The sequence below is a fragment of the Pseudomonas sp. GW456-12-10-14-LB2 genome, assembly GCF_002884345.1.
GTDB classification, from domain to species: domain Bacteria; phylum Pseudomonadota; class Gammaproteobacteria; order Pseudomonadales; family Pseudomonadaceae; genus Aquipseudomonas; species Aquipseudomonas paraglycinae.
Genome location: NZ_POHV01000008.1, coordinates 130631 through 146244, shown reverse-complemented (window position 1 = coordinate 146244; position 15614 = coordinate 130631). Strand labels below are relative to the sequence as shown.

Below are 15614 nucleotides of genomic sequence, written 5' to 3'. Positions count from 1 at the left end.
CCGCATACCTCTTGCGGAGTGCGCCATGTCTTTAGCGGTGATTCAAATGGTCAGCCAGAGCGATGTGCTGGCCAATCTGCGCGATGCCCGACGTTTGCTCGAACAGGCGGCCAACGCCGGTGCGAAGCTGGCCGTGCTGCCGGAAAACTTCGCCGCCATGGGCCGTCGCGACATCGCCGACATCGGCCGCGCCGAAGCGCTCGGCGAAGGCCCGATCCTGCCGTGGTTGAAACAGACCGCCCGCGACCTCAGGTTATGGATTGTGGCCGGCACCTTGCCGTTACCGCCGGTGGGGCAGCCCGAGGCGAAGTCCCATGCCTGCTCGTTGCTGGTGAACGATCAGGGCGAAATCGTTGCTCGCTATGACAAGTTGCATCTGTTTGATGTCGATGTGGCGGACAATCGCGGCCGTTACCGCGAATCCGATGACTATGCTTATGGCAGTGGCGTGGTGGTTGCGGACACGCCGGTCGGCCGAATCGGCCTGACGGTGTGCTACGACCTGCGCTTCCCGGAGCTGTACAGCGAATTGCGCGCAGCCGGGGCCGAACTGATTACCGCACCGTCGGCCTTCACCGCGGTGACGGGGGCGGCCCACTGGGATGTACTGATCCGCGCGCGAGCCATTGAAACCCAGTGTTACGTGCTGGCGGCAGCCCAGGGCGGGACGCATCCGGGGCCGCGGGAAACCTTTGGCCACGGGGCGATTGTCGATCCGTGGGGCCGCGTGCTGGCACAGCAAGAGCAAGGCGAAGCCGTGTTGCTGGCCGAACGCGACAGCAATGAACAAGCGTCCATCCGGGCGCGAATGCCGGTGACGGGTCATCGGCGGTTTTTTTCGCAGGGCGCACAGCGACCTGCTTCAGAACACGAATTTAAGGCGTAAAACCTATGAGCGAGTTGTTGTCCTCAGTCAGTGATCACCTGTTGGCGCCCGGCGGCGTGACGATCGAGAGCCTGCAAGGCGTGCTCGGTGATCTGGCGGGTCCAGGCATCGATGCGGCCGACCTGTATTTCCAGGGGCAGATATCCGAGTCCTGGTCGCTGGAAGACGGCATCGTCAAGGAAGGCAGTTTCAACCTCGACCAGGGTGTTGGCGTGCGGGCGCAGTCGGGTGAGAAAACCGGTTTCGCCTACAGCAATGCGATCACCCTCGAAGCCCTCGGCGCAGCGGCCCGTGCGGCCCGTTCGATTTCCCGCGCCGGGCAGAACGGCACGGTGCAGGCGTTCAGCAGCCAGGACGTCGCCCAGTTGTATGCGCCGGACAACCCGCTGGAAGTCCTGAGCCGCGCTGAAAAAGTCGAATTGCTCAAGCGCATCGACGTAGCGACCCGCGCCCTCGATCCGCGTATCCAGCAGGTCAGCGTAAGCATGGCCGGAGTCTGGGAGCGCATTCTGGTGGCCTCGACCGACGGCGGCCTGGCTGCCGATGTGCGTCCGCTGGTGCGCTTCAACGTCAGCGTGATCGTCGAGCAGAACGGCCGTCGCGAGCGTGGCGGTCATGGCGGCGGCGGGCGTACCGACTACCGTTATTTCCTCGCCGAAGACCGCGCCATGGGTTATGCCCGTGAAGCGTTGCGTCAGGCGTTGGTGAATCTGGAAGCGATTCCGGCACCGGCCGGCACCTTGCCGGTGGTTCTGGGTTCGGGCTGGTCCGGCGTGCTGCTGCACGAAGCGGTCGGTCACGGTCTGGAGGGCGATTTCAACCGCAAGGGCAGTTCGGCCTACAGCGGGCGCATGGGCGAGATGGTTGCATCAAAACTTTGCACCATCGTCGATGACGGCACGTTGGCCGGTCGTCGCGGTTCCCTGAGCGTCGACGACGAAGGTACGCCGACCGAGTGCACCACGCTGATCGAAAACGGCGTACTCAAGGGTTATATGCAGGACAAGCTCAATGCGCGGCTGATGGGCGTGGCCCGCACCGGCAACGGTCGCCGTGAATCCTATGCGCACCTGCCGATGCCACGGATGACCAACACCTACATGCTTGGCGGCCAGAGCGATCCGGCGGAAATCATCGCGTCGGTGAAGAAGGGCATCTACTGCGCCAACCTCGGCGGCGGTCAGGTCGACATCACCAGCGGCAAGTTCGTGTTCTCCACCAGCGAGGCTTACCTGATCGAAGACGGCAAGATTACCGCGCCAGTCAAAGGCGCAACGTTGATCGGCAACGGCCCGGAAGCGATGAGCCGGGTGTCGATGGTCGGTAATGATCTGGCGCTGGACAGCGGTGTGGGGACTTGCGGCAAGGATGGGCAGTCGGTGCCGGTGGGTGTCGGTCAGCCGACCCTGAAAATCGATGCGATCACCGTGGGTGGCACGGGCGCGTAAGAAGGGATGGAGCTTCGGGTGGCGCGCGGTGCGGCCACCCGGTGGCGAATATCAACGCAGGCCGCGTTGAGTCTCGTCCAGCTCACGGATGTACTTGAAGATCTTGCGGCTCGAGGCAGGAGGTTTGTTTTGCGCAACCTCGTGCTGGGCCTGACGGATCAGGGAACGCAGTTGCTGGCGGTCGGCGTCCGGGTAATCGACGACGAATTTCTCCAGCACGGCATCGTCACCGGCGATCAGGCGGTCACGCCAGCGTTCGAGGTTGTGGAAACGCTCGTTGTACTGACGGGTAGAGGCATCGAGTTGATCGAGCAAGGTGAGAATCGCGTCAGTGTCCTGATCGCGCATCAGTTTGCCGATGAACTGCAAGTGCCGTTTACGCGCGATGTTCGCGGTGTGCTTGGGCGCATCGGCCAGGGCCCGGCGCAGGGCGTCGGTCAATGGCAGTTTTGCCTGCAAGTCGGGCTTGAGCGTTGTAAGGCGCTCGCCAAGGTCAACCAGAGCATGCAGCTCGCGTTTGACCTGGGATTTGCTTTTTTCTCCCGTATCGAGGGAGTCGTCGTAAGAATCAACCATGGTGGCAGTCCGCAAAGAAACGCCGCCATGATAACCAGTCGGGGGGCGCTTGTCCGGCCCGGTCGCTCGAAGGCCCCAGCCGAAAGCAGAATTTGAGTGGAGATGAGCATGAGTGCAGTTGAAAGCGTCGGCCCACAGGCATTGCCGGCACTGCAGGAACAGGTCGAGCAGATCATCGCCGAAGCCAAGCGTCAGGGTGCCAGTGCCTGTGAAGTAGCGGTATCGCTGGAGCAGGGCCTGTCGACGTCGGTTCGTCAACGTGAAGTCGAAACGGTCGAGTTCAACCGCGATCAGGGTTTTGGCATCACGCTGTACGTCGGCCAGCGCAAGGGCTCGGCCAGTACATCCGCCACCGGGCCGGATGCGATTCGCGAAACCGTCGCTGCGGCGCTGGCGATTGCCAAGCACACTTCCGAAGACGAAGCCTCGGGGTTGGCCGATGCCGCGCTGATGGCCCGGGATATCCAGGATTTCGACCTGTTCCACCAATGGGACATCACCCCGGAGCAGGCCATCGAGAAGGCACTGCTCTGCGAAGCCGCCGCGTTCGACGCCGATGCACGCATCAAGAATGCCGATGGCACCACGTTGAGCACCCATCAGGGCTGCCGTGTGTACGGCAACAGCCACGGTTTCATCGGTGGTTACGCTTCGACCCGACACAGCCTGAGCTGCGTGATGATTGCCGAAGCCGATGGCCAGATGCAGCGCGATTACTGGTATGACGTGAACCGTCAGGGCAGCTTGCTGGCGGATCCGGTGAGCATTGGCCAGCGCGCGGCACAGCGCGCAGCGAGCCGTCTGGGTGCGCGTCCGGTGCCGACCTGCGAAGTGCCGGTTTTGTTTTCGGCGGAACTGGCGGGTGGGTTGTTCGGCAGCTTCCTGTCGGCGATTTCCGGCGGCAGTCTGTACCGTAAATCGTCTTTCCTCGAAGGCACCCTGGGGCAGAAGCTGTTCCCGGAATGGCTGACCATCGACGAGCGTCCGCACCTGATGCGCGCCATGGGCAGTGCTTCCTACGATGGTGACGGCCTGGCGACCTATGCCAAACCGTTCGTCGAGAAAGGCGAGTTGGTCTCGTACATCCTTGGCACCTATTCCGGTCGCAAACTGGGCATGCCGAGCACCGCCAACGCGGGCGGCGTGCACAACCTGTTCGTCACCCATGGCGATGAAGACCAGGCTGCCTTGCTGCGGCGCATGGGGCGTGGACTGCTGGTCACCGAACTGATGGGCCATGGCCTGAACATGGTGACTGGTGATTACTCGCGCGGTGCGGCGGGTTTCTGGGTCGAGAACGGTGAAATCCAGTTCGCGGTGCAGGAAGTGACCATCGCCGGCAACATGCGTGACATGTTCAAGCAGATCGTCGCGGTGGGTAACGATCTGGAACTGCGCAGCAACATTCGCACTGGTTCGGTGTTGATCGAGAAGATGACTGTCGCGGGCAGCTAAGCCCCAGGCAGGTACAAAAAAAGGCGTGTCATCCGATTGGGTGGCGCGCCTTTTTTGTGTCCGCAAACTTTTCGGGTTGATCAGGGCAGCAAAAAAGCCACTCTTGTTTTGGTTCTCATTATCATCTAATAATAAATCTCATTATCGGATGAGCCCAGAATCATGAGTTCTGCCTTGCACGAGCAGCCGTACCTCGAAAGCTGGCGCTGGATGAGTCGCCAGATCCGTTGCGCGATGGATCCCGACGAACCGCGCCTGATCGAACACTACCTGGCTGAAGGCCGGTATCTGGCCTGCTGCACGGCGACCTCGCCCTGGACGGTCGCCGAAACCTCTTTCCGTCTGCTGCTCGACACGGCCACCGACATCGCGTTGCCGTGGCACTGGCGCAGCCTCTGCCTCGATCAAGCCTGGCGCCCGCTGCGTGAAATGGAGCGCCTGTCACTGTGCAAATGCCGGCTCAAACGCTGGCAAAGCTACACCTGGCAGCTCGCCACCTGCGAGTTGCAACCCTCGATTCCTCTTATTGAACTGGTGCAAGGATTTTCAGATGACCAAGACACGTATTGAGCGCGACAGCATGGGCGAACTGCAGGTGCCGGTGGACGCTCTCTACGGCGCGCAGACCCAGCGCGCAGTGGATAACTTCCCGATCAGCGGCAAACCGATGCCGACCCAGTTCATCCGCGCCCTGATTCTGGCGAAAGCGGCTGCCGCACGCGCCAACGTCGAACTTAACCAGCTCAGCGCCGCGCAAGGCAAAGCCATCAGCGATGCCGCACAAGGTCTGCTGGAAGACGACTTCATGCAGCATTTCCCGGTGGATATCTTCCAGACCGGCTCCGGCACCAGTTCCAACATGAACGCCAACGAAGTGATCGCCACCCTGGCCAGCCGCCTGCTCGAAGAGCCGGTGAACGCCAACGACCACGTCAACTGCGGGCAGAGCAGCAACGACATCATTCCGACCACCATCCACGTCAGCGCGGCGTTGGCCCTGCACGAACAACTGTTGCCGGCGTTGCTGCATCTGGTGCAAGTGATCGAGCGCAAGGCCGAGCAGGTGCATCACCACGTCAAGACCGGCCGCACCCACTTGATGGACGCCATGCCGGTGCGCATGAGTCAGGTGCTCAACGGTTGGGCGCAGCAACTCAAGGCCAATATCGGTCACCTGCAGGATTTGCTGCCAAGCCTGCAATCCTTGGCCCAGGGCGGCACGGCGGTCGGTACCGGGATCAACGCGCATCCAGAATTTGCTGCGCGCTTCAGCCGCCAATTGAGCCAGTTGACCAACGTCCAGTTCACACCGGGCAAGGATCTGTTCGCTCTGATCGGCTCGCAAGACACTGCCGTGGCCGTGTCGGGCCAGCTCAAGGCCACCGCCGTGTCGCTGATGAAAATCGCCAACGACCTGCGCTGGATGAACTCCGGCCCGCTCGCCGGTCTCGGTGAAATCGAACTGGAAGGGCTGCAGCCGGGTTCCTCGATCATGCCGGGCAAGGTCAATCCGGTGATTCCGGAAGCCACCGCCATGGTGGCCGCGCAAGTGATCGGCAACGATTCGGTGATCACCATCGCCGGTCAGTCGGGCAATTTCGAATTGAACGTGATGCTGCCGATCATCGCCCAGAACCTGCTGAGCAGCATCGAGTTGCTGGCCAATTCCAGCCGTCTGCTGGGCGACAAGGCCATCGCCAGCTTCAAGGTCAACGAGTCGCGCCTCAAGGAAGCGCTGTCGCGCAACCCTATTCTGGTGACCGCGCTCAACCCGATCATCGGTTACCAGAAGGCTGCCGAGATCGCCAAGCAGGCCTACAAACAAGGTCGTCCGGTGATTGATGTCGCGCTGGAGCACACCGACCTGTCGCGCAGCCAGCTGGAAGAGTTGCTCAATCCCGAGAAACTCACCGCCGGCGGCGTGTAAGCACCGCAACCGCTTTGGAGGTTCACCATGGAGCACTGGAAACGCACGATCGAACGGGCCAATCGCTGCTTCATGCTGGGCGAGCTGATCGATGCCCGCGAGGCTTACCTGCAAGCCCTGGCTTTGGCACAGGTGTTGTTCGAGCGCTGGGCCGATGCCGACGAAGCGGTGGCGGCCTGCGTCATTTCTCATCACAACCTGGCCGACCTGCATCTGCGCCTGAACCAGCCGGAGGAGAGCGCCGAGTACCTGTGCGCGATCCATCAACGACTGTTGCAGACCATGCAGGACGAGCGCCTGCGCCCGGCGCTGCGTGAAGCGGCCCTTCGCCAGAGCAGCAAGACCTACGTCGAGCTGCTCAATTTCATCAGCGAACACGGCGAATACCCGCGCACCCAACGCTTGCTGCACCCGGATACCGGCAATGCGCGCCGCGTGCCTGCCCAACATCACCATGGAGTCCACTGAAATGGCTTTTACCCTGCCAGTCTTGCCTTACGCCTACGACGCACTGGAACCGCACATCGATGCGCAAACCATGGAGATCCACTACACCAAGCATCATCAGACTTATATCAACAATCTGAACGCTGCGGTCGAGGGCACCGAATTCGCGGACTGGCCGGTGGAGAAGCTGGTCGCCAGCGTCCAGCAACTGCCGGAAAAGCTTCGTGCGGCGGTGATCAACCAGGGCGGCGGTCATGCCAACCATTCGCTGTTCTGGGAAGTGATGGTGCCCAACGGCGGTGGCAAACCTGACGGTGCGCTGGCCAAGGCGATCGATGAGCAACTGGGCGGCCTCGACAGCTTCAAGGAAGCCTTCACCAAAGCCGCGCTGACCCGCTTCGGCAGTGGCTGGGCGTGGCTCAGCGTCAACCCGGAAAAGAAACTGGTGGTGGAAAGCAGCGGTAACCAGGACAGCCCGCTGATGAACGGCAACACGCCGATACTCGGCCTCGACGTGTGGGAGCACGCCTACTATCTGCGTTATCAGAACCGTCGGCCGGAATACATCAGCGCGTTCTACAACGTGATCAACTGGCCGGAAGTCGCTGCGCGCTATCAGGCCGCGCTGGTTTAAGTCTCCTATAAAAACAATCCAAGGGTGACTATGGGCACTGAAACACTGGCGATCGGAAGTGGGCGTATGTTTCGTTACGCAATCGGTTCGCTGTTGCTGTTGGCGGGCATGACCTTGCTGGTCGCCCACGGACTGGAATGGCTGAATCTGGAACCGAAGTTGTCGCGGGCATTGCAGGGCGGCGCGATCTGCGCCCTCGGCACCGCACTCGGCGCGGTTCCGGTGCTGGTGATCCGCAACATGCCCCAGGCGCTGGGCGATACGCTGCTGGGTTTTGGCGCCGGCGTGATGCTGGCAGCGACCGCGTTTTCGTTGATCGTCCCGGGAATCGCTGCCGCCGAAAGTCTGGGTCTGAGCCCGTGGGGTGCCAGCGGTCTGATCTGCTTCGGCATCATGCTCGGAGCATTCGGCCTGTATCTGGTTGATCGCAAGGTGTCCGGCGCTTCGCCGGAAATGCTCATCGGCACTGTCGAGCATCCGGTGATTCCGCCACGTATCTGGTTGTTCGTGTTTGCCATCATTGCCCATAACATCCCGGAAGGCATGGCCGTCGGTGTTTCCGCTGGCGGTGGCATGCCGGATGCTGACAGCCTGGCGATGGGCATCGCCTTGCAGGATGTGCCGGAAGGACTGGTCATTGCGCTGGTGTTGGCCGGAGCCGGGATGTCGCGGGTCAAGGCGTTTCTGATCGGGGCGGCATCGGGCCTGGTCGAGCCGGTGTTTGCACTGCTGTGTGCATGGCTGGTCAGCCTGGCGGAACTGTTATTACCCCTGGGACTGGCGCTGGCGGCCGGGGCAATGCTGTTGGTGGTGACTCACGAAGTGATCCCGGAGTCGCGGCGCAATGGTCACGACAAGCTGGCGAGCCTGGGATTGTTGATCGGGTTCTGCCTGATGATGGTGATGGATACGGCGTTGGGATGAGAGGGAGGCTTGCTCCCTCCCTCGACACTAAAGGCTTTCAACCGCCTTCGTCGAAGTAGTTGTTGATCAGCGCGACCAGCGCATCCATGGCTTCCTGTTCCTGATGACCCTCAGTACTCAGGTGGATTTTGGTGCCCTTGCCGGCGGCGAGCATCATCATCGCCATGATGCTTTTGCCATCAACCGTGGTTTCCGGGGTGCGGCCCACTCTGATCGTGCAGTCGGGATATTGACCCGCCACGCCAACGAACTTTGCCGACGCCCGGGCATGCAGGCCCAGCTTGTTGATGATTTCGATTTCCAGAGCAGGCATCGCGGTGTGAATCCTTTAGCTGAGGTCGCGGTGGCGAACCTGGACGTTCTTCAGGGTTTTCTGCAGGGCCTGACCCAGGCGTTCGGTCAGGTAGACGGAACGGTGGTGTCCGCCGGTGCAGCCAATGGCAATGGTCACATAAGCGCGATTGCTCGCAGCGAAGCGCGGCAGCCATTTGAACAGGTACGCATAGATGTCCTGGAACATCTCTTCGACCTCCGGCTGCGCCGCCAGGTATTCCGCCACAGGCTCATCGAGCCCGGATTGTGCGCGTAATTCCGGTTTCCAGTACGGATTGGGCAGGCAGCGTACATCGAACACCAGATCCGCATCCACCGGCATGCCGCGTTTGAAACCGAACGACTCCACCAGAAATGCAGTCCCCGGCTCCGGTTGGTTCAACAGTCGCAGCTTGATGGTATCGCGCAGCTGGTAGAGGTTCAGATTGGTGGTATTGACCTTCAGGTCGGCCAGATCGGCGATCGGGCCCAGCAGCGCGGTTTCGTCGTTGATGGCTTCGGCCAGCGAGCGATTGGCATTGCTGAGCGGGTGGCGACGACGGGTTTCCGAAAAACGTTTGAGCAACGTTTCGTCATCGGCGTCCAGGTACAGGACATCACACTGGATGTGCCGGCTGCGCACTTCCTCGAGCAACTCTGGAAAGCGTGACAGATGGCTCGGCAGGTTGCGGGCGTCGATCGAGACCGCCACCTGTGGCTGGAGCATTTCGGTATGAACCAGCGCGCGCTCGGCGAGGTCTGGCAACAAGCCGGCTGGCAGGTTGTCAATGCAGTAGTAGCCGTTGTCCTCAAGGACATCCAGGGCGGTACTTTTACCCGAGCCGGAACGGCCACTGACAATGATCAAGCGCATGGTTACGGCCTGTTCTGTTCTTCCAGTACAACCTGGTACAAGGCTTCGTTGCTTGGCGCGCTGCGCAGTCTGTCGCGCACGTCCTTGCGGTCGAGCATGCTGGCGATCTGGCGTAACAGCTCCAGGTGCGCATCGGTGGCGGCTTCCGGCACCAGCAGGACGAACAACAGGTCCACAGGCGCGCCGTCGATAGCGTCGAAATCGATAGGGGCATCAAGGTGCATCAGCGCACTGATCGGCGCTTCGCAGCCCTTGAGGCGGCAGTGAGGAATGGCGATGCCGTTGCCAAAACCGGTGGAACCCAGTTTTTCACGGGCAATCAATGCCTCGAAGACATCTTGCATCTCCAGATCCGGAACTTCCCGGGCGATCAGGTTGGCAATTTGTTCGAGGGCTTTCTTTTTACTGCCGCCCGGCACGTTCACCAGGGAACGGCCGGGGGTCAGGATACTTTCAAGTCGGATCATGGGGGTGGGGGTTATCGACCGGTAGCGCCCTGAAGCAGGCTCTGGGTCTTTTCCTTATGCTTTTTGAGTTGTTTATCAAGCTTGTCGGTCAACGCGTCGATCGCAGCGTACATATCGGTATGTTCCGCATTTGCGACGACCTCGTTGCCGGGAATATGCAGCGTGGCTTCGATTTTCTGCTTCAGCTTTTCGACGCACATCGTGACCTGTACGTTGGTGATCTTGTCGAAATGCCCTTCGAGCTTCTTGAGCTTGAGCTCGATGTACTCGCGCAGAGGCTGGGTAACTTCCAGTTGGTGTCCACTGATGTTGACTTGCATACAGCTTCTCCTTCGTTGCCAGTGCATAAAGCGGCAGGCCGAAGAGCCTGCCACTGGAACGCTGTAACGTGGCTTACATCAACCGCTTGCGTTCGCTCGAAGGCGCGATCCCGAGGGATTCGCGGTACTTGGCGACGGTGCGGCGAGCCACCTGAATGCCTTGTGCCTCCAGTAAACCAGCGATCTTGCTGTCACTCAACGGCTTTTTCTGATTTTCCGCGGCAACCAGTTTCTTGATGATCGCGCGGATCGCCGTGGACGAGCATTCACCGCCTTCTGAGGTGCTCACATGGCTGGAGAAAAAGTATTTCAGTTCATATATGCCCCGTGGGGTATGCATGAATTTCTGCGTGGTCACCCGGGAAATCGTCGACTCGTGCATGCCAACCGCCTCTGCAATGTCGTGCAGGACCAGCGGCTTCATGGCTTCGTCGCCGTACTCCAGAAAGCCGCGCTGATGCTCGACGATCTGGGTGGCTACTTTCATCAGGGTTTCGTTGCGGCTCTGCAGGCTCTTGATGAACCAGCGAGCTTCCTGCAACTGATTGCGCATGAAGGTATTGTCGGCGCTGGTGTCGGCACGGCGCACGAAACCGGCGTATTGGGCGTTGACCCGCAGGCGCGGTACCGATTCCTGGTTCAGCTCGACCAGCCAGCGCTCGTTGTCCTTGCGCACGATGACGTCAGGCACCACGTACTCGGCTTCGGTGGATTCGATCTGCGAGCCTGGGCGCGGATTGAGGCTCTGCACCAGTTCGATGACCTGGCGCAGTTCATCTTCCTTGAGCTTCATGCGCCGCATCAGCTGGCTGTAGTCGCGGCTGCCGAGCAGGTCAATGTAATCGGTGACCAGACGTTTGGCCTCGGCCAGCCAAGGGGTCTTGGCCGACAGCTGGCGCAATTGCAGCAGCAGGCATTCGCCCAGGTTGCGTGCGCCGATGCCTGCCGGCTCGAATTGCTGGATGCGGTGCAGGACGGCTTCGATCTCGTCCAGCTCGATGTCGAGCTCGGGATCGAAGGCTTCGAGAATTTCTTCGAGGGTTTCGTCCAGGTAGCCCTGATTGTTGATGCAATCGATCAGGGTGACGGCGATCAGGCGATCGGTGTCGGACATCGGTGCGAGGTTCAACTGCCATAGCAGGTGGCTTTGCAGGCTCTCGCCGGCGGAGGTGCGGGTGGTGAAGTCCCACTCGTCATCGTCGCTGCTCGGCAGGCTGCTTGCGCTGGTCTGGTAGACGTCTTCCCAGGCGGTGTCCACGGGCAGTTCGTTGGGGATTCGCTCGTTCCATTCGCCGTCTTCGAGGTTGTCGACTGTCGGCGCGGTCTCCTGATAAGAAGGTTCCTGGATCTCGGTGTTGGGCTTCTGTTCGGCGTTGTCGGCCATGGGATCGGAGTTGTCGAAGTCGTCGCCGTCTTCCTGGCGTTCGAGCATCGGATTGGATTCCAGAGCCTCCTGGATTTCCTGTTGCAGATCCAGGGTCGACAATTGGAGCAGGCGGATGGCCTGTTGCAGCTGCGGTGTCATCGTCAGCTGCTGGCCCATTCTCAAGACTAGCGATGGTTTCATGGCAGGGGCTTAACACCTTATTCGCCGGCGCTATGCGCCATCCACTACAGGGCGCCGGAGCGCCAAACTTAAGCAAATTATATGCCTGAAACTGTCGTGTTTGCCTAGAGCGCTGTAACAATAAAAGCGTATAAAAAAGCGCTTCAACGTTACAGCACCCGGACGGCTGGTCGAATACCGTCGAGCTTACAGGCGGAACTCGTGGCCCAGGTAGACTTCCTTCACCAGATCGTTGGCGAGGATGGTCGCGGAGTCGCCTTCGGCGATCAACTGGCCATCGTTGACGATGTAGGCGGTTTCGCAGATATCCAGCGTCTCACGGACGTTGTGGTCGGTGATCAGTACACCGATGCCCTTGGCCTTGAGGTGGTGGATGATCTGCTTGATGTCGCCGACCGAGATCGGGTCGACACCGGCGAACGGTTCGTCGAGCAGGATGAATTTCGGTGCCGTGGCCAGTGCACGGGCGATTTCCACCCGGCGGCGCTCACCACCGGACAGGCTCATGCCGAGGTTGTCGCGGATGTGGCTGATGTGGAATTCCTGCAGCAGGCTTTCCAACTCCTTGCGACGACCGGCCTTGTCGAGCTCCTGACGGGTCTCAAGGATGGCCATGATGTTGTCGGCTACCGACAGTTTGCGGAAGATCGACGCTTCTTGCGGCAGATAGCCGATACCGGCCTTGGCGCGACCGTGCATCGGCTGGTGGCTGACGTCCAGATCGTCGATCAGTACGCGACCCTGATCGGCCTGGACCAGACCGACGATCATGTAGAAGCAGGTGGTCTTGCCGGCGCCATTCGGGCCGAGCAGGCCGACGATCTGACCGCTGTCGATCGACAGGCTGACGTCGCGCACGACCTGGCGGCTTTTATAGGCCTTGGCCAGGTGCTGAGCTTTCAGAGTTGCCATTACTGGGTTTTCTCGTCGGTTTTCTTCTTCGGCTGGATCACCATGTCAATGCGCGGACGCGCTTCGGTGACCTTGTTGCCGGTGGCACGACCAGCGCTGGCCAGCTTTTTCACCGTGTCATAGACGATTTTCTCGCCCTGAGTGGTGTTGTTGTCCTTGTCGACGACTTTCGCCTTGTCGATCAGCACAACGCGGTTTTGCGCGGCGTGGTACTGAATGGTCACGCCCCAGCCCTGTACAGGCTTGGTGTCGCCCGCCGTCTGCAACTGCTCGAAGTAGGCAAGGTTGCCCACCGAGGTCACGACGTCGATATCGCCGGTCTGGGTGCGGGTGATGGTCACGGTGTTGCCTTTGACGATCATCGAACCCTGAGTGATGATCACGTCACCTTTATAGGTAGCAACGCCGTTCTTGTCGTCCAGCTGGGCATCGTCGGCCTGAATACGGATTGGCTGCTCTTGATCGTTCGGCAGAGCCCAGGCGCTCACGCTTCCCAGTGCTGCGCCCAGACTGAGCAAAATAGGGAGGGTTTTAACGAGCCTCATACTGTCCTCTTACGTTCGATAGCAGGTGTATCCTGCTTTCCTTCAAATACGCTTTCATTCCTACGCCAGTCGATACACCGCCAGCGCCGTCGATTCTAACGGGTTGCTGGGTCTGCGCATATTGCTGCTGCGGGAACACCGTCATGCGAGTGGAGGTGATCAGGGTGTCGCGGTTCTTTTCGTCGGTGCGCTTGACGCGTACCGAGTCGATCAGCTCGACCTCGGTGCCACCGGAGTTCACTTCACCGCGTTCACTGGTCACGTGCCATGGGAAATCGGTGCCACGGAACATGTTCAGATCAGGCTTGGTGACCAGTGTAATGTCGGTCGCCTTGACGTGCTCAGCCTTGTCGGACGTCATTTCGTACTGCACTTTGCCGTCTTCGAGGTACTGGATCGTGTGGGTATTGGTCGCATACCAGTCGATCGGGCTTTCCTCTGCCGAAACCGGCGGTTTGTCGAGGAAGCGTTCCGGGCTGATGTTCCAGTAGCCGACCGCACCGAATATCGCTGCGATGCAACCGAACAGCAGGATGTTGCGAAACTTTTTGCTAAACATGGTTGGACTCACAGGTACGCGTTGTTGGCGGCGTCGAGGCTGCCTTGGGCGCGCAGGATCAGTTCGCAGAATTCGCGGGCGGCACCTTCGCCGCCACGGGTCTGGGTGACGCCATGGGCGTGCTCGCGCACAAAGGGGGCGGCGTTGGCCACGGCCATGCCCAGCCCTACACGGCGGATCACCGGCAGGTCCGGCAGGTCGTCACCGAGGTAAGCCACTTGCTCATAGCTTAGGCCCAGTTGCTCCAGAAGACCGTCGAGCACGACCAGTTTGTCTTCGCGGCCCTGAAACAGGTGCGGGATCCCCAGGTTTTTTGCCCGGCGTTCGACCACCGGGGTCTTGCGACCACTGATGATGGCGGTCTGTACACCAGCATTCATCAGCATCTTGATGCCCTGGCCATCGAGTGTATTGAAAGTCTTGAACTCGCTGCCGTCTTCAAGGAAGTACAGGCGACCGTCGGTGAGGACACCGTCGACGTCGAAAACCGCCAGTTTGATGGCTTTGCCGCGTTGCAGCAGATCGGTGCTCATTTACATCACTCCTGCGCGCAGCAGATCGGAGAGATTGAAGGCGCCGATCGGGCGATCCTCTTCATCTACGACAACCAGCGCGTTGATTCGGTGGTCTTCCATGATTTTCAGGGCTTCGGCCGCGAGCATCTCGGCGCGGGCGGTCTTGCCGTGCACGGTCATTACCTGGTCGATGGTGGCGCTATGGATATCAATGCTGCGATCCAGGGTGCGGCGCAGGTCGCCGTCAGTGAAGATCCCGGCCAGTTTGCCGTCCGTTTCAAGAATGACGGTCATGCCCAGACCCTTGCGGGTCATTTCCATCAGCGCGTCCTTGAGCAGGGTGCCGCGCTGTACCTGCGGCAGTTCCTGACCGGCGTGCATGACATTTTCCACTTTCAGCAGCAGGCGTCGGCCCAGTGCGCCGCCCGGGTGGGAAAAGGCGAAATCTTCGGCAGTGAAGCCGCGCGCTTCCAGCAGCGCCACGGCCAGGGCGTCGCCCATGACCAGCGCAGCGGTGGTCGAGGAGGTCGGTGCGAGGTTCAGCGGGCAGGCTTCGTGTTCGACGTGAACGTTGAGATTGACCTCGGCAGCCTTGGCAAGCGGCGATTGCGGGTTGCCGGTGACGCTGATCAGCTGGATGCCCAGGCGCTTGATCAGTGGCAGCAGGGTGACGATTTCGTTAGTGGAGCCGGAGTTCGACAGGGCCAGAATCACGTCATCGCGAGTGATCATGCCCATGTCGCCGTGGCTGGCCTCGGCCGGGTGCACGAAAAACGCCGGGGTGCCGGTGCTGGCCAGGGTCGCGGCAATCTTGTTGCCGATGTGCCCGGACTTGCCCATACCGACCACGACAACACGGCCCTTGCTGGCCAGAATCATCTCGCAAGCGCGTACGAAATCGGCGTCGATATGGGGCAACAAGCCTTGTACGGCTTCCACTTCGAGGCGGATGGTGCGTTGTGCCGATTGAATCAGGTCGCTGGTTTGGCTCATGTCAGAAATCGTATAGCCCGATGAAAAGGCGGCGATTATAGCGGTTATGTTGAAAAGCCTCACGCAAGTTCGTCGTGCTTTGTCATTCCTCGTTACCAAAACTCTGTAAATAAGGCCTGAAGCCCTACAACTCGCCGAATGCGGGCCGGTGCAGGCCTTGGGCGCTTGCCCTTTGCAGTGATATAGTTCGCCGCCAGTTCGGCCTGCCCGGGATGTAGGGGCTTTCTTCCAGGAAGCCAGGCGTCCGAGTGAG

The 15614-nt window shown here is 60.5% G+C and carries 19 protein-coding genes; 8 read left to right on the top strand and 11 right to left on the bottom strand.

The genetic code is table 11. From position 1 onward, the window contains the following. Nucleotides 1–25 precede the first annotated feature (25 nt). Nucleotides 26–886: a carbon-nitrogen hydrolase family protein gene (locus C1X29_RS07650; protein WP_102717160.1), complete on the top strand. Its 861-nt coding sequence runs from the start codon at nt 26–28 to the stop codon at nt 884–886. Nucleotides 887–891: 5 nt separating this feature from the next. After that, nucleotides 892–2334 carry a metalloprotease TldD gene (gene tldD / locus C1X29_RS07645; protein WP_064382539.1) on the top strand — a complete coding sequence of 481 codons (1443 nt, stop codon included), beginning with the start codon at nt 892–894 and terminating at the stop codon, nt 2332–2334. Nucleotides 2335–2385: 51 nt separating this feature from the next. Here tldD and yjgA read toward each other — a convergent pair whose 3' ends face one another. Further along, nucleotides 2386–2910 (bottom strand): ribosome biogenesis factor YjgA, encoded by a 525-nt coding sequence (gene yjgA / locus C1X29_RS07640; protein WP_007953598.1) that lies wholly within the window; start codon nt 2908–2910, stop codon nt 2386–2388. Between the two features lie 102 nt (nt 2911–3012). Between yjgA and pmbA the strand changes: the two genes are divergently transcribed. The 6 genes from pmbA to C1X29_RS07610 all read left to right on the top strand — a co-directional run bounded on the left by pmbA (nt 3013) and on the right by C1X29_RS07610 (nt 8297). Next, nucleotides 3013–4365, top strand: coding sequence for a metalloprotease PmbA (gene pmbA, locus C1X29_RS07635; protein WP_170844891.1), 1353 nt, complete (start codon nt 3013–3015; stop codon nt 4363–4365). 162 nt (nt 4366–4527) lie between these two features. Continuing rightward, on the top strand, nt 4528–4935 hold the full coding sequence (locus C1X29_RS07630) for a FagA protein (RefSeq protein ID WP_085711791.1): 408 nt from the start codon (nt 4528–4530) through the stop codon (nt 4933–4935). Next, complete coding sequence (locus C1X29_RS07625; protein WP_102717159.1) at nt 4916–6292, top strand: lyase family protein; 1377 nt, start codon at nt 4916–4918, stop codon at nt 6290–6292. Before C1X29_RS07630 ends, C1X29_RS07625 begins: the two co-directional genes overlap by 20 nt. A 27-nt stretch (nt 6293–6319) precedes the next feature. Next, a complete protein-coding gene (locus C1X29_RS07620; protein ID WP_085711789.1) occupies nt 6320–6760 on the top strand; it encodes a hypothetical protein in 441 nt (146 codons plus the stop codon). Between the two features lies 1 nt (nt 6761). After that, nucleotides 6762–7373, top strand: coding sequence for a superoxide dismutase (locus tag C1X29_RS07615; RefSeq protein ID WP_102686870.1), 612 nt, complete (start codon nt 6762–6764; stop codon nt 7371–7373). A gap of 30 nt (nt 7374–7403) precedes the next feature. Next, nucleotides 7404–8297 (top strand): ZIP family metal transporter, encoded by an 894-nt coding sequence (locus C1X29_RS07610; protein WP_102717158.1) that lies wholly within the window; start codon nt 7404–7406, stop codon nt 8295–8297. A gap of 37 nt (nt 8298–8334) precedes the next feature. Here the strand turns inward: C1X29_RS07610 and C1X29_RS07605 are convergent, their stop codons facing one another. The 10 genes from C1X29_RS07605 to C1X29_RS07560 form a co-directional block, all read right to left on the bottom strand. Next, the gene (locus C1X29_RS07605; protein ID WP_085711786.1) at nt 8335–8610 is read right to left on the bottom strand and encodes an HPr family phosphocarrier protein; all 276 of its coding nucleotides are present in this window, start codon (nt 8608–8610) and stop codon (nt 8335–8337) included. Between the two features lie 15 nt (nt 8611–8625). Continuing rightward, nucleotides 8626–9483, bottom strand: coding sequence for an RNase adapter RapZ (gene rapZ / locus C1X29_RS07600; RefSeq protein ID WP_085746928.1), 858 nt, complete (start codon nt 9481–9483; stop codon nt 8626–8628). 2 nt (nt 9484–9485) lie between these two features. Further along, nucleotides 9486–9950 (bottom strand): PTS IIA-like nitrogen regulatory protein PtsN, encoded by a 465-nt coding sequence (gene ptsN / locus C1X29_RS07595; RefSeq protein ID WP_007953580.1) that lies wholly within the window; start codon nt 9948–9950, stop codon nt 9486–9488. A gap of 11 nt (nt 9951–9961) precedes the next feature. Beyond that, nucleotides 9962–10270, bottom strand: a complete 309-nt coding sequence (raiA, locus tag C1X29_RS07590; RefSeq protein WP_011332471.1) for a ribosome-associated translation inhibitor RaiA — start codon at nt 10268–10270, stop codon at nt 9962–9964. A gap of 73 nt (nt 10271–10343) precedes the next feature. Beyond that, the gene (locus tag C1X29_RS07585; RefSeq protein ID WP_085746929.1) at nt 10344–11837 is read right to left on the bottom strand and encodes an RNA polymerase factor sigma-54; all 1494 of its coding nucleotides are present in this window, start codon (nt 11835–11837) and stop codon (nt 10344–10346) included. Nucleotides 11838–12023: 186 nt separating this feature from the next. Then, the gene (gene lptB / locus C1X29_RS07580; protein WP_007953572.1) at nt 12024–12749 is read right to left on the bottom strand and encodes an LPS export ABC transporter ATP-binding protein; all 726 of its coding nucleotides are present in this window, start codon (nt 12747–12749) and stop codon (nt 12024–12026) included. After that, complete coding sequence (lptA, locus tag C1X29_RS07575) at nt 12749–13294, bottom strand: lipopolysaccharide transport periplasmic protein LptA (RefSeq protein WP_074691817.1); 546 nt, start codon at nt 13292–13294, stop codon at nt 12749–12751. Before lptA ends, lptB begins: the two co-directional genes overlap by 1 nt. Further along, nucleotides 13281–13853 carry an LPS export ABC transporter periplasmic protein LptC gene (gene lptC / locus C1X29_RS07570; protein ID WP_007953568.1) on the bottom strand — a complete coding sequence of 191 codons (573 nt, stop codon included), beginning with the start codon at nt 13851–13853 and terminating at the stop codon, nt 13281–13283. Before lptC ends, lptA begins: the two co-directional genes overlap by 14 nt. A gap of 8 nt (nt 13854–13861) precedes the next feature. Next, a complete protein-coding gene (locus C1X29_RS07565; protein WP_102717157.1) occupies nt 13862–14386 on the bottom strand; it encodes an HAD family hydrolase in 525 nt (174 codons plus the stop codon). Next, nucleotides 14387–15361: a KpsF/GutQ family sugar-phosphate isomerase gene (locus tag C1X29_RS07560; protein ID WP_064593399.1), complete on the bottom strand. Its 975-nt coding sequence runs from the start codon at nt 15359–15361 to the stop codon at nt 14387–14389. Between the last annotated feature and the right edge of the window lie 253 nt (nt 15362–15614).